22 protein-coding genes and 1 other annotated feature are annotated in these 21,712 nt (G+C 40.7%); of the genes, 16 read left to right on the top strand and 6 right to left on the bottom strand.

What is annotated here, in order from left to right; all coding sequences use genetic code 11:
- The first annotated feature begins 55 nt into the window (after positions 1–55).
- Positions 56–1,954, top strand: a complete 1,899-nt coding sequence (gene asnB / locus MHI35_RS13660; protein ID WP_144523068.1) for an asparagine synthase (glutamine-hydrolyzing) — start codon at positions 56–58, stop codon at positions 1,952–1,954.
- A 141-nt stretch (positions 1,955–2,095) separates the two neighbouring features.
- On the opposite strand, the gene MHI35_RS13655 is transcribed toward asnB, so the two are convergent.
- Positions 2,096–2,611 carry a gamma carbonic anhydrase gene (locus MHI35_RS13655; protein ID WP_012010975.1) on the bottom strand — a complete coding sequence of 172 codons (516 nt, stop codon included), beginning with the start codon at positions 2,609–2,611 and terminating at the stop codon, positions 2,096–2,098.
- Between the two features lie 45 nt (positions 2,612–2,656).
- Here MHI35_RS13655 and MHI35_RS13650 point away from each other — a divergent pair, with 45 nt between their 5' ends.
- Both MHI35_RS13650 and MHI35_RS13645 read left to right on the top strand, forming a co-directional pair.
- Positions 2,657–3,436: an alpha/beta hydrolase gene (locus MHI35_RS13650; RefSeq protein WP_012010974.1), complete on the top strand. Its 780-nt coding sequence runs from the start codon at positions 2,657–2,659 to the stop codon at positions 3,434–3,436.
- A 30-nt stretch (positions 3,437–3,466) separates the two neighbouring features.
- Positions 3,467–4,546: a tetraprenyl-beta-curcumene synthase family protein gene (locus MHI35_RS13645; RefSeq protein ID WP_144457600.1), complete on the top strand. Its 1,080-nt coding sequence runs from the start codon at positions 3,467–3,469 to the stop codon at positions 4,544–4,546.
- 15 nt (positions 4,547–4,561) lie between these two features.
- Here the strand turns inward: MHI35_RS13645 and MHI35_RS13640 are convergent, their stop codons facing one another.
- Together MHI35_RS13640 and MHI35_RS13635 are read right to left on the bottom strand one after the other, a co-directional pair.
- Positions 4,562–5,137 (bottom strand): class I SAM-dependent methyltransferase, encoded by a 576-nt coding sequence (locus MHI35_RS13640; RefSeq protein WP_211062836.1) that lies wholly within the window; start codon positions 5,135–5,137, stop codon positions 4,562–4,564.
- Complete coding sequence (locus MHI35_RS13635) at positions 5,134–6,099, bottom strand: TIGR01212 family radical SAM protein (RefSeq protein ID WP_012010971.1); 966 nt, start codon at positions 6,097–6,099, stop codon at positions 5,134–5,136. Before MHI35_RS13635 ends, MHI35_RS13640 begins: the two co-directional genes overlap by 4 nt.
- A gap of 152 nt (positions 6,100–6,251) precedes the next feature.
- Here MHI35_RS13635 and MHI35_RS13630 point away from each other — a divergent pair, with 152 nt between their 5' ends.
- From MHI35_RS13630 to MHI35_RS13600, 7 genes are all read left to right on the top strand, one after another.
- Positions 6,252–6,527, top strand: coding sequence for a YtzC family protein (locus MHI35_RS13630; protein WP_034665376.1), 276 nt, complete (start codon positions 6,252–6,254; stop codon positions 6,525–6,527).
- 149 nt (positions 6,528–6,676) lie between these two features.
- Complete coding sequence (locus tag MHI35_RS13625; RefSeq protein ID WP_012010969.1) at positions 6,677–6,856, top strand: hypothetical protein; 180 nt, start codon at positions 6,677–6,679, stop codon at positions 6,854–6,856.
- Positions 6,857–6,873: 17 nt separating this feature from the next.
- Positions 6,874–7,266: a GntR family transcriptional regulator gene (locus MHI35_RS13620; protein ID WP_044142160.1), complete on the top strand. Its 393-nt coding sequence runs from the start codon at positions 6,874–6,876 to the stop codon at positions 7,264–7,266.
- Positions 7,259–8,137 carry an ATP-binding cassette domain-containing protein gene (locus tag MHI35_RS13615; RefSeq protein WP_211062837.1) on the top strand — a complete coding sequence of 293 codons (879 nt, stop codon included), beginning with the start codon at positions 7,259–7,261 and terminating at the stop codon, positions 8,135–8,137. Before MHI35_RS13620 ends, MHI35_RS13615 begins: the two co-directional genes overlap by 8 nt.
- Positions 8,131–9,117, top strand: a complete 987-nt coding sequence (locus MHI35_RS13610; protein ID WP_211062838.1) for an ABC transporter permease subunit — start codon at positions 8,131–8,133, stop codon at positions 9,115–9,117. The genes MHI35_RS13615 and MHI35_RS13610 overlap by 7 nt, the downstream gene beginning before the upstream one ends.
- Before the next feature lie 20 nt (positions 9,118–9,137).
- Positions 9,138–9,836, top strand: coding sequence for an ABC transporter ATP-binding protein (locus tag MHI35_RS13605; protein WP_211062839.1), 699 nt, complete (start codon positions 9,138–9,140; stop codon positions 9,834–9,836).
- On the top strand, positions 9,826–11,136 hold the full coding sequence (locus MHI35_RS13600) for an ABC transporter permease (protein ID WP_211062840.1): 1,311 nt from the start codon (positions 9,826–9,828) through the stop codon (positions 11,134–11,136). Before MHI35_RS13605 ends, MHI35_RS13600 begins: the two co-directional genes overlap by 11 nt.
- 63 nt (positions 11,137–11,199) lie before the next feature.
- Here the strand turns inward: MHI35_RS13600 and MHI35_RS13595 are convergent, their stop codons facing one another.
- Both MHI35_RS13595 and MHI35_RS13590 read right to left on the bottom strand, forming a co-directional pair.
- A complete protein-coding gene (locus MHI35_RS13595) occupies positions 11,200–11,898 on the bottom strand; it encodes a coiled-coil domain-containing protein (RefSeq protein ID WP_335349728.1) in 699 nt (232 codons plus the stop codon).
- Positions 11,899–11,986: 88 nt separating this feature from the next.
- Positions 11,987–12,790 (bottom strand): PAS domain-containing protein, encoded by an 804-nt coding sequence (locus tag MHI35_RS13590; RefSeq protein ID WP_144523057.1) that lies wholly within the window; start codon positions 12,788–12,790, stop codon positions 11,987–11,989.
- Between the two features lie 425 nt (positions 12,791–13,215).
- Between MHI35_RS13590 and MHI35_RS13585 the strand changes: the two genes are divergently transcribed.
- The 6 genes from MHI35_RS13585 to MHI35_RS13560 all read left to right on the top strand — a co-directional run bounded on the left by MHI35_RS13585 (position 13,216) and on the right by MHI35_RS13560 (position 20,819).
- Positions 13,216–13,545, top strand: coding sequence for a DUF4257 domain-containing protein (locus MHI35_RS13585; protein WP_003217692.1), 330 nt, complete (start codon positions 13,216–13,218; stop codon positions 13,543–13,545).
- Between the two features lie 103 nt (positions 13,546–13,648).
- Positions 13,649–13,870 (top strand) — a binding site (T-box leader).
- A gap of 97 nt (positions 13,871–13,967) precedes the next feature.
- Complete coding sequence (gene leuS / locus MHI35_RS13580) at positions 13,968–16,382, top strand: leucine--tRNA ligase (RefSeq protein ID WP_144523056.1); 2,415 nt, start codon at positions 13,968–13,970, stop codon at positions 16,380–16,382.
- A 130-nt stretch (positions 16,383–16,512) separates the two neighbouring features.
- Positions 16,513–17,415: a dienelactone hydrolase family protein gene (locus MHI35_RS13575; protein ID WP_211062842.1), complete on the top strand. Its 903-nt coding sequence runs from the start codon at positions 16,513–16,515 to the stop codon at positions 17,413–17,415.
- A gap of 49 nt (positions 17,416–17,464) precedes the next feature.
- Positions 17,465–18,208 carry an NAD-dependent epimerase/dehydratase family protein gene (locus MHI35_RS13570; protein ID WP_144523054.1) on the top strand — a complete coding sequence of 248 codons (744 nt, stop codon included), beginning with the start codon at positions 17,465–17,467 and terminating at the stop codon, positions 18,206–18,208.
- Positions 18,209–18,433: 225 nt separating this feature from the next.
- Positions 18,434–19,294, top strand: coding sequence for a carbohydrate ABC transporter permease (locus MHI35_RS13565; protein WP_144523077.1), 861 nt, complete (start codon positions 18,434–18,436; stop codon positions 19,292–19,294).
- A 25-nt stretch (positions 19,295–19,319) separates the two neighbouring features.
- Complete coding sequence (locus tag MHI35_RS13560; RefSeq protein ID WP_144523053.1) at positions 19,320–20,819, top strand: extracellular solute-binding protein; 1,500 nt, start codon at positions 19,320–19,322, stop codon at positions 20,817–20,819.
- A 45-nt stretch (positions 20,820–20,864) separates the two neighbouring features.
- On the opposite strand, the gene MHI35_RS13555 is transcribed toward MHI35_RS13560, so the two are convergent.
- Positions 20,865–21,704 (bottom strand): aldo/keto reductase, encoded by an 840-nt coding sequence (locus MHI35_RS13555; RefSeq protein ID WP_144523052.1) that lies wholly within the window; start codon positions 21,702–21,704, stop codon positions 20,865–20,867.
- Between the last annotated feature and the right edge of the window lie 8 nt (positions 21,705–21,712).

Below are 21,712 nucleotides of genomic sequence, written 5' to 3'. Positions count from 1 at the left end.
AACTGTCTAATTATAGGTCTACTTTTAAGAAATAACATAACGTGGAGGCAATAATATGTGTGGGTTTGTTGGTGTGTTTAATCACCGTCCATTGTCCGAAACTACTGAGCAGGAAGAGTTAATTAAACAAATGAATCGTCTCATCGTTCACCGTGGTCCGGATGATGAGGGTTACTTTCATGATGAGCATGTAGGATTTGGATTTAGACGTTTAAGTATTATAGATGTTGAGCATGGAAAGCAGCCGCTTTCTTATGAAGATGAAAAGTATTGGATTATTTTTAACGGGGAAATTTATAACTATGTGGAGCTGAAGGAAGAGCTTGTGAAAAAGGGTTATACGTTCAGCACAGATTCTGATACGGAAGTACTGCTTGCCACATACCGTCATTATAAAGAAGAAGCGGCTTCTAAGCTTCGCGGCATGTTTGCCTTTTTAATTTGGGATAAAGAAGCGCAGCAATTATATGGCGCTAGAGATCCTTTTGGCATCAAACCGCTTTATTTTACACAAATGGAAGAGCAAGTGTACTTTGCGTCTGAGCGCAAAAGCTTGATGGCTGTGAATGAGAACATCTTATTTGATGAGACTTCATTGCAGCAGTACATGTCGTTCCAATTCGTTCCTGAGCCAAATACGCTTGATCAAAAGGTGCATAAAGTTGAGCCTGGTCATCAGTTTATTTTACGCCCAGGGCAGGAGATCGAATTTAAGACATACTGGAAAGTTCAATTCAAACCTGAGCAAACACAAGAACAGAAGTTAATCGAAGAAGTACGCGATGCAATCTATGATTCTGTGAATGTTCACATGAGAAGTGATGTACCTGTTGGTTCATTCCTATCAGGTGGTATTGATTCTTCCTTCATCGTGTCTGTCGCAAAGGAATTACACCCTGAACTAAAGACATTCTCTGTTGGCTTCCAGCAGGATGGCTTTAGTGAAGTTGATGTCGCGAAGGAAACAGCTGATAAGCTAGGCTTACAAAACTTCAGCGCCGTCATTTCTCCAGAGGAATATATGAACGAGCTTCCGAAGATTGTCTGGCATTTAGACGATCCTTTAGCTGATCCGGCGGCGATTCCATTGTATTTCGTGGCAAAAGAAGCGAAGAAACAAGTGACGGTTGTTCTTTCAGGTGAAGGAGCGGACGAGCTGTTCGGCGGATATAATATTTACCGAGAGCCTCTTTCTCTTAAACCATTTGAATCTGTACCAACTATGCTGAAAAAGCTTCTTCTTCGTCTGGCTCGTTTAATGCCAGAAGGAATGAAAGGGAAGAGCTTTATCGTACGCGGTTGTACGCCATTAGAGGAACGTTATATCGGTAATGCGAAAATCTTTGAAGAGCCAGTGAAGAAAAACCTCTTAAAGCATTATGATCCAAGCATCACGTATCGTGACGTAACGAAAACATACTTTGAGGAAAGCGCTGGCTACAGTGATATTAACAAAATGCAATATGTTGATATCCATACGTGGATGCGCGGGGACATCTTATTGAAAGCAGATAAGATGACGATGGCGAATTCACTTGAGCTTCGTGTTCCATTCCTTGATAAGGTCGTTTTCGAAGCGGCTTCTAAAATTCCAGAAGAGCTGAAAACAAAAGATGGCACAACGAAATATTTATTGCGTAAAGCAGCAGAAGGCATTGTGCCTGACCATGTGTTAAACCGTAAAAAGCTTGGTTTCCCTGTGCCAATTCGTCATTGGCTGAAAAATGAGATGAATGCTTGGGCGAAAGACATCATCAAAAACAGTCAAACAGATGAATACATTAATAAAGAGTATGTGCTTGATTTATTAAATGAGCATTGTGCTGGTAAAGCAGATCATAGCCGTAAGATTTGGACCGTCCTTATCTTTATGATTTGGCATAGCATTTATGTGGAGCGCAGCATTGATCCAGAGCAGTTGAATCATCAACCGAAAGAAGTCATCTTTAGTTAATGAAAAAAGGTTTTCAGCTTTGTGCTGAAAACCTTTTTTGTCATGATAGAAACGGCGGAAAAGGGTAAAATAACAAGCGGTTCATAGTTATTGCTTAATATCCTGAAAAAAACATGATAAAGTGAAGATACGTGTATGATGTTAACGGGATATAAGGGAACGATAGTATTGTCCTTTTTCTACATATTCTCTACGGATTCTGTCCATGTCTTGGATATCTTCATCTGTTAATTGACGGACGACCTTGGCTGGGCGGCCGAAAGCGAGTGATCCTTTTGGGATAACCTTTCCTTGAGGGACTAGACTACCTGCACCGATAAAGGCACCTTCGCCAATTTCTGCACCATCGAGAATGATGGACCCCATACCAATGAGGGCATTTTTTCGAATGATTGAACTATGTAATGTGACTTGGTGTCCAATGGTAGCACCATCTTCAATAAGAAGTGTTTTTCCAGGACTTTGATGCAGACAGGATAAATCTTGAATATTGACGTTTTTTCCAATTCTCACAGGAGCGACATCACCTCTGATAACGGTTTGGAACCACACGCTCGAATATTCTCCAATCGTGACATCTCCAGTAATGGTGGCGTTATCTGCGACAAAGACCGATTCATGAATCTCAGGTGTAAACTGATGATATGGATAAATCACTTTTTCGACTTCCTTTCTTAATACAACATTTGTGAGGTGTTTACTTTGTGGACTTGGCATGCTGAAAGACCAGTTGGTACAATTGTGATAGTACATGGTGCAAGTGAATATCACGGCCGATATAAATGGCTGATCGAAATGTGGCGAAATGCCGGCTATCACGTCGTCATGGGTGACCTGCCTGGGCAAGGGACATCGACACGTGCGCGCGGCCACATTCGTTCGTTTCAAGAATACATTGATACAGTAGATGAATGGATCGAACATGCGAAATCATTCCGGCTTCCTACTTTTTTACTTGGACACAGTATGGGCGGACTCATTTCAATTGAGTGGGTCAAGCAGTATACCCATACGAAGATTGATGGCCTTATTTTATCATCACCTTGTTTAGGTCTGCAATTTAAACCGAAGAAGCTAATGGATTTTGCATCAAAAGGTCTAAATGTGCTGGCACCGTCCTTTAAAGTCGAGTCAGGGCTGTCGATTGAACTAGCCACACGAAATCAGGCTGTGATTGAAGCAGACTCCAATGACTCCCTTTACGTAACAAAGGTGTCGGTTCGCTGGTACCGAGAGCTGATCAAAAATATTGATGCGGCCATGCAGCCAACGAATGTCTTTAAAACGATTCCGCTCCTTTTAATGCAGGCGGGCGATGATAAGATCGTCGACAAGACGAGGGTGATCAAATGGTTCAATGGCATTGAATCAACCAATAAGTCATATCGTGAATGGGAAGACTTGTATCACGAAATTTTTAATGAACCGGAAAGAGAAGATGTGTTTAAGGCTGCAAGAGCCTTTACAGATCAATATATTTGATGGTGAGCTTTAAGTTAGGGGTGGATTGATTTGTCAGTACCAGAGCGTCCTTTTGCACTGATGACCAAGGTGTATAAAGATATTTTTCCGCTTGTTCATCAGGAGCTGAAAAAGTGGCGGGCTCATGCAGAAATGATTGAAAATGAAGAACTGCGTACGCAGGCATTAGCGAGCATATCAAGTAAAACCTTTCACTGCGAAGGCGGAGGCATTTTATCTCTTCTAGCAGGTGAGGCGAAAGAAACGTGTATTGAATTCATTGTGGCGTATCAAACCATCAGTGATTACTTAGATAACCTATGTGACCGCAGTACGTCGCTTGATCCAAAAGATTTTCATATGCTGCATCAAGCAATGAGAGATGCGCTTGATATTCATGCTGAGCTCAAGCCTTACTACCAATTCCGTGATGATCAAGAGGATCATGGGTATTTACACGCGCTTGTCCGCACATGCCAAGACGTGCTGTCGCGCCTTAATCATTATCCGATCATTCAGCCATATTTACACACGCTGTGCGATTACTACAGTGATTTGCAAGTACATAAACACGTCGTTCCTCATGAGCGTGTTCCGCGGCTAGAATCGTGGTTCCGCCAATATGAAAAGGATTTGCCTAAGATGGAATGGTATGAATTTTCAGCTTGTGCAGGATCAACGTTAGGGATTTTCTGTCTTGTGGCGTATGCGCTGCAGCCAGACTTTACAGAAAAGCAGGCGAAGCAAATTTACGAAAGTTATTTCCCTTATATTCAAGGTCTGCACATTTTACTTGATTATTTAATTGACCAAGAAGAAGATCGGCTTGGAGGAGATCTAAACTTTTGCTCCTACTATGCTTCTCATCATGAGATGATGGATAGACTTCAGCATTTTATTGAAAAAGCGGATGAGCAGCTGAAAGGCATTCCGCATGAAAACTTTCATAAATTAATTAACAGAGGATTATTGGCCGTCTATTTGTCCGATGAAAAAGTGACAGCCCAAAAAGAGATGAATAAGCTGGCAAAACGGCTGATCAGATCAAGCGGGAAAACATCGTTCTTTTTCTATATCAACGGTAGAGCTTACCGGACCTATCAGAAAATGCCGTGGATGAAATCCTCATAAAAAAGCTCAAATCCATTAGGATTTGAGCTTTTTTTCAATGGCGACCACAAAAGGCGGGTCGTTTTGAATATTCATGTATTGATATGATAAAACTTGTACCTCTTCATGAGGAAGTGATTTGCAATAGTCGAGAAGCACTTCTTTTTCTCTTTTCCCTTCGGGGTGTCCATGATAGATCACAAGGACGATCAGACCTCCGGGTTTAAGCCAGTCGAGAAGCTGCTCAATGGCTTCAATGGTTGTATGAGCTTGAGTAGTGACAGCTTTATCGCCTCCGGGCAAGTACCCAAGGTTAAACACTGCACCAGAAATATGCCCATAAACATCTTTTGGCAGGTATTGAGCTAGTTTTTCATGACCAGCGTGAATCAGATGAACATAAGGATATCCCTCGCCAAGCCTTTTGCGTGTCTGCTCTACGGCTTCTTCTTGTACGTCGAATGCGAATACTTGTCCATTATGACCGACAAGATCAGCTAAATAGAGTGTGTCGTGGCCATTTCCCATCGTTGCATCAATAACGATATCACCTTTTTGACAAGCCCGTTCTAACAGCTCTTTACTAAAAGGGAGCATGCGTTTCAAGATCATTTTGCTGCTTCTTCCAATCTGACGAAACGTTTGCCTTGGTAGCTGTTACGTCTTTCAAGCTCAGCATTAATGGCATTTAATACTTCCCACTTGTTTACACTCCACATTGGACCAACCATTAATTCAATGGGGCCATCGCCTGTAATACGATGAATAATCATTTCAGGCGGCAGGATCTCCAGCTGATCACAAACAAGCTGTACATATTCTTCTTGGCTTAGAAACTCCAGTTTACCTTTTTCGTATTGCTTGACCATTGGAGTTCCTTTTAAAAGGTGAAGCAAATGAATTTTAATTCCTTGCACATCTAAATCAGCAACAGCTTTTGCTGTCTCCATCATCATGTCCCGGTTTTCAAGAGGCAAGCCGTTGATGATATGCGAGCAGACACGAATGCCGTGTTTTCGCAGTTTTTCTACACCTTCTACGTAGCATTCATAATCATGGGCACGGTTAATGAGCATCGCTGTCCGTTCATGAACTGTTTGAAGACCTAGCTCTACCCAAAGATAAGTGCGCTCATTTAACTCAGCTAAATACTCCACCACGTCATCTGGCAGGCAGTCAGGTCTTGTCGCAATGGATAAACCAACCACACCATCCAAATTCATCACGGTTTCAAATTTTTCCTTTAAAACAGGAAGCGGGGCGTGTGTGTTTGTATACGCCTGAAAATACGCCATATATTTTCCGTCTTTCCATTTTGTATGCATCCGGTCCTTGATTTCGTTAAATTGAGTGACGAGATCATCCGCCCTGTTTCCTGCAAAGTCACCAGATCCTGCGGCGCTGCAAAATGTACAGCCTCCATGGGCTACAGTACCATCACGGTTTGGGCAGTCAAAGCCGCCATCTAAGGCCACTTTAAATACTTTATGACCAAAGTGCTCTCGCAAATGATAGTTCCATGTGTGATAGCGTTTTTCGCTGTTTGAATATAAAAAAGGGTTATGCTGATCCAAGTCAGTAACCTCCTTGCGTAATAATAGGCATCCTTAAAGTTTAACAAAAATCATGAAGGAGGACAATTGAATCTGTCCAACATTTTCTTTAGTGAAAAAGCTTTACGTGGGCAAAATAGGCGGGAGCAATGATGAAATGGAGGGAATGCAGAATGGCAACAAGGCAGTCAATCGATGAATTTATCCAAAAAAGTACTGAAACTCTTGAGTTTGCAAATGAGCAATTTGATTTGAACTTACGCCAAGAGCATTATAATGAGGACGAATTTTCTAAGGCACAGCTTATGCTGGAAGATGCGGTGAACGAATTAGAAAAATTAAAGGATGTCGCCAATGACCAGCAAAGAGAGCGGTTAGACAGAGCGCGTGTTCAAATTCAAAGCTTGCAAAATCAAATGATTTTAGGTATTTCTTACGACAACGAATGATGAACAGATCCTTTTTTAAGGGTCTGTTTTTTATTTTTTGAAAGGTTATTGACTTTTCGATTGAGTGTCTATATTGTATTAAGTGTACTACATCAACTAATACACTAATACACTAAAGACACTTAAAAAGTGAAGAAAGGTGTTCAACCATGAAAAAAGAAAAAAAACCAATCAATTTGAAGTGGATGGTGCTGGCTGTTTTGTTAGCATGTACATTTTTTTTCGTTCTCGTTTTCATTGGTTTTGAAGTTCAAAAAGATTTGATCCTTAATTCAATCCCTTTAATGCAAGGGCATGAACAAGCAATAGGACTGCAAAAGCATGAATGAGGAAAGAGGGAGCCATCATGATTCAAATAGATCCACGAAGCGCTGCGCCAATATATGAACAAATCATTGAGCAGTTAAAAATTTTATGTCTAAAAGGTGTAATGAAACCTGGAGACAAACTGCCCTCTGTCAGAGAGCTCGCCACTATTATCATCGCCAATCCAAACACCGTCAGTAAAGCATATAAGGAGCTTGAGCGGGAAGGGATTATTGAAACACTAAGAGGCCGCGGAACGTATGTAACAGAAGAGGCTCAGTTAAAGCTGAATGAAGGGAAGGTATTGGAGATGAAAGAGCAATTAAGACAACTCATTATAGAAGCTCATTATGCCGGTATTGATATTCAACAACTGAAGGAATGGATAGAAGAGATCGGCTCAAGTCTTGAGGGAGGAAAAAAAGTTGATTGAGGTTAGAAATGTATCGAAGACATTAAACGGACGTGAAGTACTCAGTAACGTTTCCTTCAAATTAGGCGAAGGTGAGATCTTTGGTTTGCTTGGTAGGAATGGCTCTGGTAAAACAACTCTTCTCCGCTTGATTCAGCAAATTCTTCTTCCAGATGAAGGAGAGATTTATTTTAAAGACGTGCTTGTGAAAGACCACCCGTTAGTGAAGCAAAATATTGTGTATATGCCAGTCGTCAATCCTTACTTTGACAGATACAATTACGGGCAGCTTGTCCAGCTGTTAAAGCATATTTACCCGAAGTTTGACGTGACATATGCCAATGAACTTGTGAATCGGTATGAAATTCCGGAAAAAGTAAAATACCGTGAACTATCGACAGGGTTAAAAAAGCAGCTCTCTTTAATTTTAAGCTTTGCGATCAAGCCAGCCGTGATTCTATTAGATGAACCGACAGATGGTATTGATGCCGTCACAAGAAATGATGTCCTTCAACTCATGATCGACGAGGTAGCAGAACGTGAAACGTCGATTCTCATCACATCGCACCGATTAGAGGATATTGAGCGTATGTGTAACCGAATTGGGTTTTTAGAGGGAAATCAACTCACAAGTGTCATGGATCTTGATGAATTAAAGAATGATTATGTCAAAATCCAGATGGCTTTTGAAGAAGATATGAACTTGAGTATACGAAAAAAGGGCGTTGCTATATTAGATCAAGCGGGCATTTTTTATACAGCGCTTGTTCTTAAAACCGATCTAGAGGCTAAAGAGTATTTGAAGTCGCTACAGCCAAAAGTATGGCATGAACTGCCTGTGAATTTAGAAGAAGTATTCATTGCAAAGTTTGGAGGGAAACGGAGATGGTAAAGCGGCAATTATTATATAAGGAATGGAAGCAATCAGAGCTGACATTTATTTTAGTGATGCTGGTAGCTGCGCTTGCGACGCCCTTTGCATTCTTAATGGAATATTCGTCTTTTCAAACGTGCATAAACGATACAGATTGTATTACAGATTCTCCACGTTTTTCTTACATCTTTAAGACGGATGCTTTTCTCTCCCTTTCATGGTTAATGGGAATTTTCTTTCCTGTCATTCAACTAGGATTTGAGAGAAATAAAGGGCAAATGGATTTTACCTTATCCTTGCCGTTTAGTAGAAGTACGATCTATCACACTAAGTTTTTCTTAGGCGCTGGAATCATTGCTATTATTCATGCCGTCTCATATGTTCTCACTTACTTACTTATATTAGGCCTTAATCCGTTAGAGGTACCTGGCTTTAACAGTAGTTATTTCTTTTCGCTTCTGTCTTCTTGGATGATGTATAGCTTGTTTTTCGCAGCTGGAACTTTAACAGGAAGTGCTATTTCACAGGCAATCGTTGCCTTTAGTACAGCTATTTTACCCTTTTTAGTAATTGGACTACCGATCGTTCATCTGGATTTTATCATGAAAACAAGTGGAATGTGGGTGGATCGGATCTTCAATTATTTGATCTCGCCTATTTCTCCGATTACTTATATCACCACTGAACGTTTTCAACATGATTATCCACTTTGGTTCCCTGGTGAAGAATTCATCGTACCTATTGTGATGATGATTGTGTTTTATCTCATTGGTTTGCTTAGCTTTATCAAGCATCCTATTGAACGAAATGGCCGGTTCTTCCTTTACTCAAAAATGGATAGACCAATTCAGATTATAGTCATTGTCTTTGGTGTTCTAGGGTTTGGATGGGTTGGATTTTCTTCTGATAATTCCATGTTTGGTTATATCACTGGCATGTTAATAGGCGGCGTTGTAGGTGCGCTAACAAGTTATTTCTTAATATATCGAAAAAGATAAACAGAGAGTAGGGAGCAGAGATGATTCAGATTCAATCGTTAAATCATGTGTTTAAAATTGGTAAAAAGGGCAGAGAGAATGAGATTCCTGTGCTAAAAGGGATTGACCTATCCATCAAAAGAGGCGACATTGCTTGTATAGTAGGGCGAAGTGGCTCGGGGAAATCTACCCTTTTGAACTTAATTTCAGGATATATTACGCCAACGGGCGGACAAATTGTCATTGATGGTACCGATGTGACCGGCTTTAATGAAAAAGAATGGGCGGACTTCCGCTTAGATCACTTTGGTTTTATCTTTCAAAGCTTTCAATTGATCGGGAGCTTAACAACGTATGAAAATGTTGAACTTCCGCTCACTTTAAAAGGTGTGAAGCCGTCTGAACGAAAGGCGAAAGTAAATGAAATGCTGAAACGAGTAGGTCTGGAACATCATGCAGGGCATTATCCGAATGAGTTGTCAGGCGGACAGCAGCAGCGTGTGAGTATTGCAAGAGCCTTGATTTTAAATCCATCTATTATTTTAGCGGATGAACCAACAGGCAGTCTAGATTCAGAAACCGAAGGAGAAATTTTAGCCTTTATCCAGCAGCTCAATCGTGAAAAAGGAATCACATTTGTTATCATTACACATGACGATGAAGTCGCTTCAATCGCAGATACCACGTTCCAGCTCCATGATGGTGTATTAAAGAAAGGGGAACAATCCATTGAAATTTAGAGATCAGGTCAAATTCATTAGAAGAAACATGAAGAAAAATAGACTGCGTGTGTTTATGACCATTCTTGCAACGACAATGGCATGCTCTTTCTTAATCGTATTAGCATCTGTCGGCTTTGGTCTGCAAAAATCAGCGCAAGATGAAATTATGAAACAGCAAATCATCACTGAAGTGAAAGTGTTAGGCAAAGAAAAAGGTGATGTCAAAGTAGATGATTTAAAGAAATATGATCATGTGAAATCTGTCGTCTCAAGAACAGCGATCAATCCATCGGTTAACGTCGAGCTTGGTGACCGCTCAAGTGAAACGCAGGCAGCTCTAACCGATATGAAAGAAGAAAAAGAAGCAGGGCTTGAGCTAGACCGAGGAAAAGTTCCAACATCAGCGAACGAAATTGTGGTCGGATATCATATGGCTGAACAACTGTGGACAAAAAAAGAACGCCAAGCCTATGAAAAAAAATTAAATCAGACATCAAATGGCGAAGAAATGCCAGAGGAGCCTAAGGGCTACACAAAAGATATTTTAAATAAAGTGATTCAAGTCAAAGTACCAAAACTCAACGAAGAAAATGAAGTCGTCAAAGAAAAAACATTTGATTTCCGTGTAGTAGGTGTCATGAAAAAGCCAAATTTAGAATGGCAGCAAGATCATAAAATTCTTATTCCAAATGCATATGAAAAGGAATTTGGTCAAGTGCTCGATCTATCTCCTGAAGCAGGAAATATTGAGAAAATGACCTCTGTCTATGCAGATAAATTCGACCATGTCGGTGCACTCACGAATAAACTGACAGATGAGGGCTACCAAGTCATTTCTGTGACGAATCAGCTCGAAGGAATGGATATGTTCTTTACAGTCTTCAAAATTGGACTTATTTTTGTTGGATGTATTGCGGTCATTATTTCTGCGATCGGAATTTTCAATACGATGACAATGGCAGTAACAGAGCGAACACAAGAAATTGGGATTATGAAAGCCATTGGCGCAAATCCATCCATAATCAAGCGAATGTTCCTTATGGAAAGTGCTTATATTGGGGTGATTGGGTCGATTATTGGTATTATCATCTCATATATCATTAGTTTCGCCGTTAATTTAATCATTCCATCCATTTTATCGTCTATGTCAGAGGGAGGATCAAGTGAACAATTCTCGATTACCTTCTCCTACATTCCACTTAGCCTTGTAATTACAGCAACAGTGATTAGTGCAGGGGTAGCCATCCTTTCAGGGCTCAACCCAGCACGTAAAGCAACAAAAACGAATGTATTAGCAGCATTAAGAAGAGAAATCTAAAAAAAGAACCTCCTAAGACACCCGATGGGTCTGATAGGAGGTTCTTTTTTTCGTGACATATGGCTATTGTTTAGGTGCCCGGTACCCTGCACGCTCTGCTTCTTCTACTGAGCAAAACATTTTGGTTACATTTTTGGTTCTAGAGTAGTATCTACTGCTCGGTGTGTGATAAATACCGTTGACACTTCCTTTGATGTTACAGGCGGCAGATTCTTTTTTTGTTTCCTTCTGTGATTCATGACCGCCTGTGCTTTTTCCTTCATCTTTAGGAGCGGAGCGCTGAACGGTAGAAGACTCCGTATTGTTGCTGCTTTTCTTATTCTCTTTTTTGAGTGTTTCGTTGCTTGAGGCAAGCTTGTCTATTTTCTCTTCAAGCGCTTGAATGGTCTTTTCTTGCTTTTTGACTGTTTCTTTTTCTGCGGTGATGATTTCTAGCTTTTTCACTAGTTTTTCTTTATCCTTTGTTGCGTCCTCTAAAGAAGCGGTCAGTTCCTCTTTATCAGCTTTTAAGCGCGTTATGTCAGATGTGAGCTGCTTTTGATCCTTTAACAGCTGTTCTGAAGATGGATCTGCTTGTGCCTTCGGTGCATCTGTGGCAACAAACGGTAATGACATAATGGAAAAGATGAGACCCAAGATCAAGAAAGGATAAAATAATTTCTTTGAAAAGATTTGCGCATTCTGGTGTTTGAGTAATAAGAAATTGACGGCATATCCTATGGCAAAACAAACACATAAAAGACCTATGATGAGTAACATCATTATCTAGTAGCCCCCCTATAGCTTTCATTACACCTATCATACCTCATTTTTCCATTTTTAGGGGGCGTTTTAACTAAAAAACCCTGTTTTACACAGGGTTTTCAGCTAATGGTAATCCTTTGATTGCTTCCTTAACTGTTAAATAAGTGATTGTATCCTGGAAATCTGTATCTAAGTCTTTCATTTTCATGGCAAGCTGCGGTTTGATCCCTGTGATGATCAGTTCCGTTCCAGTTAAATTGAGAAGATGATGCAACTTGAAAATGCGTGCTGCAACGGAATCATCGACATCGATTAAACCAGAAAGATCAACAATCAAATAATCATCTTTAGAATCATCTAATATACAAGTTAACTTCGCGACAATGGCATCAAAGCGTTCTTCAGATAGTTTTCCAATGAGTGGTAGAGCAGATACACCATTTTTGATTGGGACGATTGGCGTCGAAAGAGAGGTGACTTCCTGTAAGGAATCTTCTAGGAGCTGTTCATATTCTTTCTGTTTCGTAATATCCTTTTGAAAGCCAATAAAAAATGTTTTATCATCTTGTTCAATGTATAGAGGATCTATATTGAGTTCATTCCAAAAAAAAGTACCGTCTTTTTTATAATTTTTTAGCTGTGTGGTAATAGGTGTTTTATTTTGAATTCCTTGACGTATTAAATCGAGCTGCTTTTGATCTGTGTCTTTCCCTTGAAGGAATCGACAATTACGCCCAAGAATCTCATCTGGTTTGTATCCAGTCATGTGTGTAAAGCCATGATTCACATAAATGATAGGGTTATCCTCTAAAGAAGGGTCTGTAATGACAACACCAATCCGCGCATGATCTAGCGCTTTTTTTATGAGTTCAAGCTGTTTTTGTAAGCCGAAGATGTTCGAGCTGACCATATTACCCTCCTTTGTTGCTGCTATCAGACATATCAAATGGTTGTCTTTTCAACCAAAGGTATTCCTTACTAACGTAACATAACATATGTTCTGTTTCAACGATTGCAATGGCTTTGTTAAATTTGTCATCATAGTTTGTCCTCCATTAGAATATAGTAAGTAAGGAGACTTTTCTTTAGAAAAAGAAGGAATCAATTGCTCATAATTCATAAAATGACAAAAATAGTTAATATGGATTAGGTAAAAATGATTCCAATGCATCAAGATTGTTTTGGGTCATTCACATATAATGGAAGAAACAAGCTTTTTTTCTTCGTTAGAGAGAATAGACCTTTTACATGGATTATGACGGAACAGCAGAATGGCATTACAGGGGGCTGGACAGCCTGAAGTCGCTTTACTATTCTAAGGGCTTTAGGAAGGTGATGAAAATGCTGCAACAAGTCATTATTGCTTGCGCCATCGGAGGGGTCATGGGCATTCTCGGTCACGTAAAGAAAAAAGGCAGGCTAGAGAAGCCCAGAATGACAAAAAAGTTTATTTATTTAGGGTTTATTGAAGATTGGCTCGTTGGGATGATTGCCGCTACACTGCTTGTCTTATCCTCAAATCCCGAATCTAGTCTGCACTTGGTCATCTTATCAATTATTTCAGGTTACGGAGGAGAAGCAGTTCTGCGAAGCTTTGACTTTGTAAGAGAACAGCATTCACAGAATGCAGACTCCAACCGTCATAACCGCTCTCCACACGAATAATATCCTCTATTTTACCCTGATCTAGGGTACATTCCCATTGTATACAAACCTGCTTGCACTTATGATCATAATTCTATAAAATACTACTTAGATGACGGTTACGATAAGAACAGTGAAGAGGAGTAGTAGGAAAGCAGTATTTGTCTTTAGAGAATTGACGGCTGGTGAAAGTCAATCAAATCTGCTTCTGAACTCGCCTCAGAGTTGCAGTTGCGTTAAAGCTTCTGTCGCATGTCTGCGTTAAAGATATTAAGTGAGCGTACAAACAGAAAGTTACGCTAACAAGGGTGGTACCGCGGGAACCAAAAAATCTCTCGTCCCTTTCCAGGGATGAGGGTTTTTTGTTGATTTTAGAAAAATCTGAATTCTTGCAGTGGTCATCTGAGCAGATACAGCCGTACATATTAAAGGAGGTTTTCACATTGAGTTTTCAGCATCGGGAAATTGAAAAGAAGTGGCAGGATTATTGGCTGACACATAAAACATTCGCCACATCTGACTCGGAAGATAAACCAAAGTTCTATGCACTTGATATGTTTCCATACCCATCAGGAGCAGGGCTTCATGTCGGGCATCCTGAGGGCTACACAGCAACGGATATTTTATCACGTATGAAACGTATGCAGGGATATGATGTTCTTCATCCAATGGGATGGGACGCATTTGGTCTTCCAGCAGAACAGTATGCGCTAGATACAGGGAATGATCCGGCGGTCTTTACAGAAGAGAACATCAATAACTTCCGCCGCCAAATTCAATCACTCGGGTTCTCGTATGATTGGGATCGAGAAATCAACACGACTGATCCGAATTATTATAAATGGACACAATGGATTTTCTTGAAATTGTACGAAAAGGGATTGGCGTATATTGATGAAGTACCAGTAAACTGGTGCCCAGCGCTTGGCACAGTCCTTGCAAATGAAGAAGTCATTGATGGAAAAAGTGAGCGCGGAGGGCATCCAGTTGAAAGACGTCCAATGAAGCAATGGATGCTAAAAATTACGGCTTATGCGGACAGGCTGTTAGAAGATTTAGAAGACATTGATTGGCCTGAAAGCATTAAAGATATGCAGCGTAACTGGATCGGACGTTCAGAAGGTGCACACGTTCATTTCGAAGTAGAAGGGCATGACGAACAGTTTACGGTGTTTACAACACGTCCTGATACATTGTTTGGAGCAACCTATGCGGTACTTGCACCAGAACATGCACTTGTTGAAAAAATTACAACACCTTCTCAAAAAGAATCAGTCGAAGCATATATAAAAGAAATTCAATCTAAGAGCGACTTAGAGCGTACAGATCTTGCAAAAACGAAGACGGGTATTTTCACAGGCGCTTATGCCATCAATCCATTAAATGGTGAAAAGATGCCGATTTGGATTGCAGATTACGTTCTGGCTACTTATGGAACAGGTGCGATTATGGCGGTACCTGCCCATGATGAGCGTGACTATGAATTTGCCAAAACATTTGATCTTCCAATCAAGGCAGTTGTCGAAGGCGGAGACATTGAAAAAGAAGCTTACACAGGTGATGGAAAACACATTAACTCTGATTTCCTTGATGGATTAGGAAAAGAAGAAGCAATCGAAAAAGTCATTGCATGGCTGGAAGAACATCAAAAAGGCGAAAAGAAAGTCACTTATCGTTTAAGAGACTGGCTATTTAGCCGCCAGCGTTATTGGGGTGAGCCAATTCCAATTATACATTGGGAGGATGGAACATCTTCAGCTGTTTCTGAGGAAGAGCTTCCACTGATTTTGCCTAAGACGACTGAGATTAAGCCAAGTGGTACAGGTGAATCACCTTTAGCTAATATTAAAGATTGGGTTGAGGTTGTCGATCCGGTTACAGGTAAAAAAGGACGCCGTGAAACCAATACAATGCCGCAATGGGCAGGCAGCTGCTGGTATTTCTTACGTTATATTGACCCTCATAACTCAGAAGAGCTTGCATCTCCTGAGAAGCTAAAGAAATGGCTTCCGGTTGATGTATATATCGGCGGAGCAGAACATGCTGTACTTCATCTTCTATATGCGCGCTTCTGGCATAAGTTCTTGTATGATATCGGGGTTGTTCCGACAAAAGAACCTTTCATGAAATTGTTCAACCAAGGAATGATTCTTGGGGAAAACAATGAAAAAATGAGTAAATCAAAAGGAAATGTTGTCAATCCAGATGATATCGTAGAATCTCATGGTGCGGATACTTTACGACTTTATGAAATGTTCATGGGACCTTTAGATGCATCAATCGCATGGTCTGAAACAGGACTTGATGGTGCTCGCCGTTTCCTTGATCGTGTATGGCGTCTATTCACAAACGAAGATGGCGCAATTAGTGATAAAGTAACGGAGCAAACTGGAGGCGCATTAGAACGCAGCTATCATGAAACCGTGATGAAGGTAACAGACCATTATGAGGGCCTGCGCTTCAATACAGGGATTTCACAATTAATGGTGTTTATCAACGATGCCTACAAGGCTGATACATTGCCGAAAGAATATGCAGAAGGCTTTGTGAAACTTCTTTCTCCAATTGCACCGCATGTAGCGGAAGAGCTTTGGAATAAACTTGGTCATGAAGGGTCTATTTCTTATGAAGCATGGCCGCAATATGATGAGTCAAAGCTTGTCGACGATGAAGTAGAAATTGTCGTACAGTTGAATGGAAAAGTGAAAGCAAAATTAACAGTTCCTGCTGACGCAACTAAAGAACAGTTAGAAGAGCTTGCGAAAAATGATGCACGTGTAAAAGAACAGCTTGAAGGGAAAACCATTCGCAAAGTGATTGCGGTTCCTGGGAAGCTTGTCAATATTGTTGCGAATTAATGATGACACCCATCGGTATGAACCGGTGGGTGTTCTTTATTTCCCGGGACATAATTTTGTCGAAAACAAGGTGATTGCACGATCGATCTCGTATGTTAAGAGGTGATCAACAAAAGGAGGAGTGACGTCAATGGAAAAGGAAAGCCAACGTGAACAACTGCTCAGTCTGTTAGGAGAAATGCCAGAACGCCATCGCGTGGAAGCATATACGTTAAAGATCGAGGATCGAGAATCGTATGTAGTCGAAACACTCATTCTTTCAATCAATGGTGTGGAGGAAGTGCCCGCTTATTTTGTGAAGCCGAAGGATACGGTGAAAAAAAGACCTGTTGTGCTCTTTCAGCACTCTCATGGCGGGAACTACGTCGATGGGAAGGAAGAACTCATTAAGGGTGCTCATTATTTGCAAGAAACTTCATATGCGAAAGAGTTCACTTCAAAAGGCTATAGCGTTCTGGCTATTGATCATGCAGGGTTTGGTGAAAGAAGGGGAAGAACCGAAAGTGAAATTTTTAAGGAAATGCTTTTAACAGGGAAAGTGATGTGGGGCATGATGCTGTATGAAAGTATGTGTGCAATTGATTATGTGTTATCTCGATCTGACGTGCTGCCGGACCGGTTAGCTGTTTTTGGAATGTCAATGGGCGGGCTTCTTTCCTGGTGGACAGCTGCGCTGGATGAGAGGGTCAGTGTGTGTATTGATCTTTGCGCACAGGTCGATCACCACACATTAATTGAAACAAACAATCTAGACAGGCATGGCTTTTATTACTATGTACCAAGCTTAGCAAATCACTTTACGGCAGCTGATATTCAGGAAATGATTTTTCCAAGGCCGCATTTAAGCTTAGTTGGAAAACTTGATCCACTCACGCCTGCTGAAGGCGTCGCACGCATTCAAAAGAGATTGAGCCAAACTTATCAAGCAGCTTCACTAAAAGAACGGTATCAGCTTGTTGGTCTGCATGCAGGTCATTTTGAAACAGCCGCAATGCGTCACGAGGCTACTCGATTCTTAAAAAAATGGCTGTAATCAATTAAGGCTTGGACATACTACGTCATGAGAAAGGAGGAGACAGAGGATGAAGATCACGATCATTGGCGGGTGCGGTGTGATCGGCCGTATTTTAACAAAAGCGCTCTCTTCTGAATACGAGATCACTATCATCGATCAAACGGGCTGTGTAAAAGGAGTCATTTTGGCAGATGCAACGAATGAACAGGAATTATGTGAGGCGATTCCGCGAGATACAGATGTCATCATACACCTTTTAAACATGGAGATGACACATGATGTGATGAATCGTGAGGAGTTTGAAAAAATGAGTGATATTTTTTGGGGAAGCTCTTATTCTATGTTTCGATCAGCTGCAAGGCTGGGCATTCGAAAAGTCATTTTTGCAAGCAGCAATCACGTGACCGATCGTTATGAAAAAGATGGCCGTTCCTTACTAGGGCGACATATGACAACAGGCGATGTACCTGCGACTAAAAATGTGTATGGTATTTTAAAATTTGCTTCTGAACAGCTAGGCCGGTTGTTCCACGATCAAACTGGAATGTCTGTTATCAATTTACGTATTGGAACGGTTGTGACAGATGAGATGGAGGCATTACACGAGAAAGAACGGACGAAACGAACACTTCTTTCACATGAAGATCTAGTAGGGATAATAAAGGCGGCGATTGAAACGGCCGTTCCCTTTGGAACATATTACGCTGTATCAGAAAACGAAGGAAAGCCTTGGTCTACGGAAAACACGAAGCAGGAATTGGGCTACAGTCCTCATATAAATACGACGGAAATCCTTGAAGAAAATGATTAGGCATAGGGCATAATCATATCATTAGCTGATGATCTTATTCTTTTGTTTCATGAGCATAAAAGCACGCTTGACAGGATCAATCCAGTTGGACTGTCAAGATGATTATAGACGCTTTCTTCCCCCGTTTGTTACATTTTAATCACGATATCGTCACAGGCTGCAGCTTATTTTCGGATAAAATGATAACGCTTTCAAAGAAAGGGTGTGATGAACATCGATCGTTCTATGAAAGACCGATTGTTCAACTTATTTAATTACTCTTTTCTACTCATGTTCGCATTAATATGTGTGCTTCCTTTCATCCATGTCATTGCTGCCTCTTTTGCTACAGTAGAAGAGGTCATCACGAAGAAGTTTATCTTATTTCCTACCACGTTTTCTTTAGAGGCCTATCGGTATATTTTCTCGACGGATATTGTGTACCGCAGCCTTATTGTGTCCATTCTTGTCACACTCGTTGGAACAGCTGTCAGCATGTTTTTGTCCTCACTCATGGCATATGGGCTGTCTCGCCAAGAGCTAAAAGGCCGGAGAACATTGATGTTTCTCGTTGTCTTCACGATGCTATTTAGCGGTGGGATGATTCCGACGTTTATTGTGGTGAAAACACTTGGTCTGCTTGATACCTATTGGTCACTGATTTTACCGGTTGCGATCAATGCGTTCAATTTGATCATCTTGAAAAACTTCTTTCAAAACATTCCCGCAAGCCTTGAGGAATCAGCGAAGATGGATGGATGTAACGATTTAGGGATTTTCTTTAAAATTGTACTGCCACTTTCTTTGCCTGCTATTGCAACCATTTCACTTTTTTATGCCGTGACGTATTGGAATACGTATATGACCGCCATCCTGTATTTAAATGATTCAGTGAAGTGGCCGATTCAGGTCCTGCTAAGGCAGATTGTCATTGTTTCGAGCGGTATGCAAGGGGATATGTCGGATATGGGATCATCCACACCACCGCCAGACCAAACGATTAAAATGGCTGTCATTGTGGTAGCCACCATTCCTGTTTTGCTTGTCTATCCATTTCTTCAAAAGCATTTCAACAAAGGGGCATTACTAGGTTCTGTAAAAGGTTAAAAAGAAGGAACAACGGAGGGATCTTATGGGGAGAAAGAAATTATGGTTGATTGCGTTTGTTATGTTATTTGCAGCAAGCGGTATTTTATCCGCATGTTCAAGCAAAGGAGCAAGTTCATCAGATGAAAAAGTTGATTTAGACAAAAAAGTAAAGCTGACATGGATGGCCATTTTGTATCATCAGCAGCCGCCGAAAGATTCGGTTTTAAAAGAGATTGAGAAGCTCACAAATACAGAACTTGATATTACGTGGGTGCCTGATGCTGTGAAGGAAGACCGGTTAAATTCTGCACTTGCTGCAGGGAATTTGCCGCAGATCGTGACGATTCAAGACATTAAGAATTCGTCTGCTATTAATGCGTTCAGATCAGGTATGTTCTGGGAAGTCGGTCCGTATTTAAAGGATTATCCAAATTTAAGTAAGATGAACAAACTGATTAATAAAAACGCCTCTATAGATGGTAAGCTTTATGGCATTTATAGAGAGAGACCACTTTCAAGACAAGGAATTGTCATTCGAAAGGATTGGCTTGAAAATTTAAATTTGGATACACCAAAAACGTTGGATGATCTTTATGAGGTGGCGAAAGCTTTTACTGAAAAAGATCCGAATCAAAACGGAAAAGCGGATACAATTGGCTTTACAGATCGGAACGATTTGATTTATGGGGCATTTAAAACACTTGGTTCATATGAGGGAATGCCAACAGACTGGAAAGAAGATAACGGCAAATTCACGCCAGATTTTATGACAGATGAGTATATGAATACGATGAAATATATGAAGAAATTGCGTGATAATGGCTATATCAACAAAGACTTCCCTGTCACAAGCAAAACGCAGCAACAAGAATTATTCTCACAAGGAAAAGCAGGGATCTATGTTGGAAATATGGTAGACGCAGTGAACTTGAGAGATGACGCAACAGATAAAAACATGAAAATCGATATATTGAACCGGATCAAAGGCCCAGATGGCAAAGAACGAGTGTGGGCATCAGGTGGGCATAATGGCATCTTCGCATTCCCTAAAACAAGCGTGAAATCAGAGGCAGAATTAAAGCGAATTTTAGCCTTCTTTGATCGCATTGCAGAAGAAGATGTCTATGGTCTCATGACGTACGGTATAGATGGCGAGCATTATAAGAAAGAAGAAGGTAATACATTTGTCAGGGAAGAAAGCCAGGTGAAAAGCTGGCAGACAGATGTACAGCCGCTTGTCAGTCTAGTAGGCATTGATAAACGGTACTTGAAAAATAAAGGAGATGCGGTTCGTACAAAATATGAAGAGCTAGAAGAAGACAACCAAAAGATCATCGTCGCCAACCCTGCTGAAAGCCTGTATTCAGAAACAGCCTCAGAACGAGGAAATGAATTGAAAAAAATCATTGATGATTCGACCTATAAGTTCATTCTTGGAGACATCAGTGAAGATCAATTTAAGAAAGATGTAGAGAAGTGGAAATCAAATGGTGGTAATAAAATCATCGAAGAATATGAAGCTTCTTTTAAGAAATCAAAATGATTAACTTAAACACCCCCGCACAGTTAAAAAGCGGGGGCATTTTCATTAAAAGTCAAAGTTGTCTGGGTCTGGACCGATACGTTTGTTTTCATTTAAATCAGACAGGCGCTTCATATCCTCATCAGATAAAGCAAAATCAAATATGTCTGCATTTTCTTTTAAACGATGCGCTTTCGTTGATTTTGGAATGGTGATGACGCCTTTTTGCACATCCCAGCGCAAAATAATTTGAGCGGATGTTTTGCCGTATGTGTCTGCCAGTTCTTTAATCACCGGATGATGAAGCAGTTCTCCCTGCATGAGCGGTGACCATGCTTCCATTTGAATGCCATGTGTGTTCAAATACGTATAGAGTGTTTCCTGCGTTAGTTTTGGGTGAAACTCCACTTGATTGATGGCTGGTATGATGTCTGCATCTTTTAATAGTTCGTCTAGATGATGCGGCTGGAAGTTGCTCACACCAATGGCTCTGACCTTTCCTTCACGATACAAGGTTTCAAGCGCACGCCAAGCGTCTTTATATTTTCCCTCAACCGGCCAATGGATTAAATATAGATCCAAGTAGTCAAGCTGAAGTTTTTTCAAGCTTTCCTCATATGCTTTTAGCGTGGATTCATATCCTAAATCGGCATTCCACACTTTTGATGTTACAAAAAGATCTTCGCGGCGTAATCCTGTTTCTGCGAGACCTAGTTGGATGCCTCGTCCAACTCCTTCCTCATTGCCATAAATAGCTGCTGTATCAATACTGCGATAGCCTATTTGAATGGCTGTTTTAACGGCGCCTATTAATTCTTCGCCATCTTCTACTTTGAATACGCCAAGACCAAATCCTGGCATGTGGACTCCATTGTTTAATGTTTTTGTACTTTGTAAATGCTTCATATTGAACA

It is taken from the genome of Bacillus sp. FSL K6-3459 (assembly GCF_038003305.1).
GTDB lineage: Bacteria > Bacillota > Bacilli > Bacillales > Bacillaceae > Bacillus > Bacillus pumilus_O.
The sequence above is the reverse complement of the archived record's forward strand: the minus strand, read 5'-3'. Positions and strand labels throughout refer to the sequence as shown.

What these genes read in the sequence shown, in the direction of transcription:
- asnB (WP_144523068.1), top strand. Translation starts at nt 56, where the DNA reads ATGTGTGGGTTTGTTGGTGTGTTTAATCACCGTCCATTGTCCGAAACT.
- MHI35_RS13640 (WP_211062836.1), bottom strand. Translation starts at nt 5,137, where the DNA reads ATGATCTTGAAACGCATGCTCCCTTTTAGTAAAGAGCTGTTAGAACGG.
- MHI35_RS13630 (WP_034665376.1), top strand. Translation starts at nt 6,252, where the DNA reads ATGGCAACAAGGCAGTCAATCGATGAATTTATCCAAAAAAGTACTGAA.
- MHI35_RS13625 (WP_012010969.1), top strand. Translation starts at nt 6,677, where the DNA reads ATGAAAAAAGAAAAAAAACCAATCAATTTGAAGTGGATGGTGCTGGCT.
- MHI35_RS13620 (WP_044142160.1), top strand. Translation starts at nt 6,874, where the DNA reads ATGATTCAAATAGATCCACGAAGCGCTGCGCCAATATATGAACAAATC.
- MHI35_RS13610 (WP_211062838.1), top strand. Translation starts at nt 8,131, where the DNA reads ATGGTAAAGCGGCAATTATTATATAAGGAATGGAAGCAATCAGAGCTG.
- MHI35_RS13605 (WP_211062839.1), top strand. Translation starts at nt 9,138, where the DNA reads ATGATTCAGATTCAATCGTTAAATCATGTGTTTAAAATTGGTAAAAAG.
- MHI35_RS13595 (WP_335349728.1), bottom strand. Translation starts at nt 11,898, where the DNA reads ATGATGTTACTCATCATAGGTCTTTTATGTGTTTGTTTTGCCATAGGA.
- MHI35_RS13590 (WP_144523057.1), bottom strand. Translation starts at nt 12,790, where the DNA reads ATGGTCAGCTCGAACATCTTCGGCTTACAAAAACAGCTTGAACTCATA.
- MHI35_RS13585 (WP_003217692.1), top strand. Translation starts at nt 13,216, where the DNA reads ATGAAAATGCTGCAACAAGTCATTATTGCTTGCGCCATCGGAGGGGTC.
- MHI35_RS13575 (WP_211062842.1), top strand. Translation starts at nt 16,513, where the DNA reads ATGGAAAAGGAAAGCCAACGTGAACAACTGCTCAGTCTGTTAGGAGAA.
- MHI35_RS13570 (WP_144523054.1), top strand. Translation starts at nt 17,465, where the DNA reads ATGAAGATCACGATCATTGGCGGGTGCGGTGTGATCGGCCGTATTTTA.
- MHI35_RS13565 (WP_144523077.1), top strand. Translation starts at nt 18,434, where the DNA reads ATGAAAGACCGATTGTTCAACTTATTTAATTACTCTTTTCTACTCATG.
- MHI35_RS13560 (WP_144523053.1), top strand. Translation starts at nt 19,320, where the DNA reads ATGGGGAGAAAGAAATTATGGTTGATTGCGTTTGTTATGTTATTTGCA.
- MHI35_RS13555 (WP_144523052.1), bottom strand. Translation starts at nt 21,704, where the DNA reads ATGAAGCATTTACAAAGTACAAAAACATTAAACAATGGAGTCCACATG.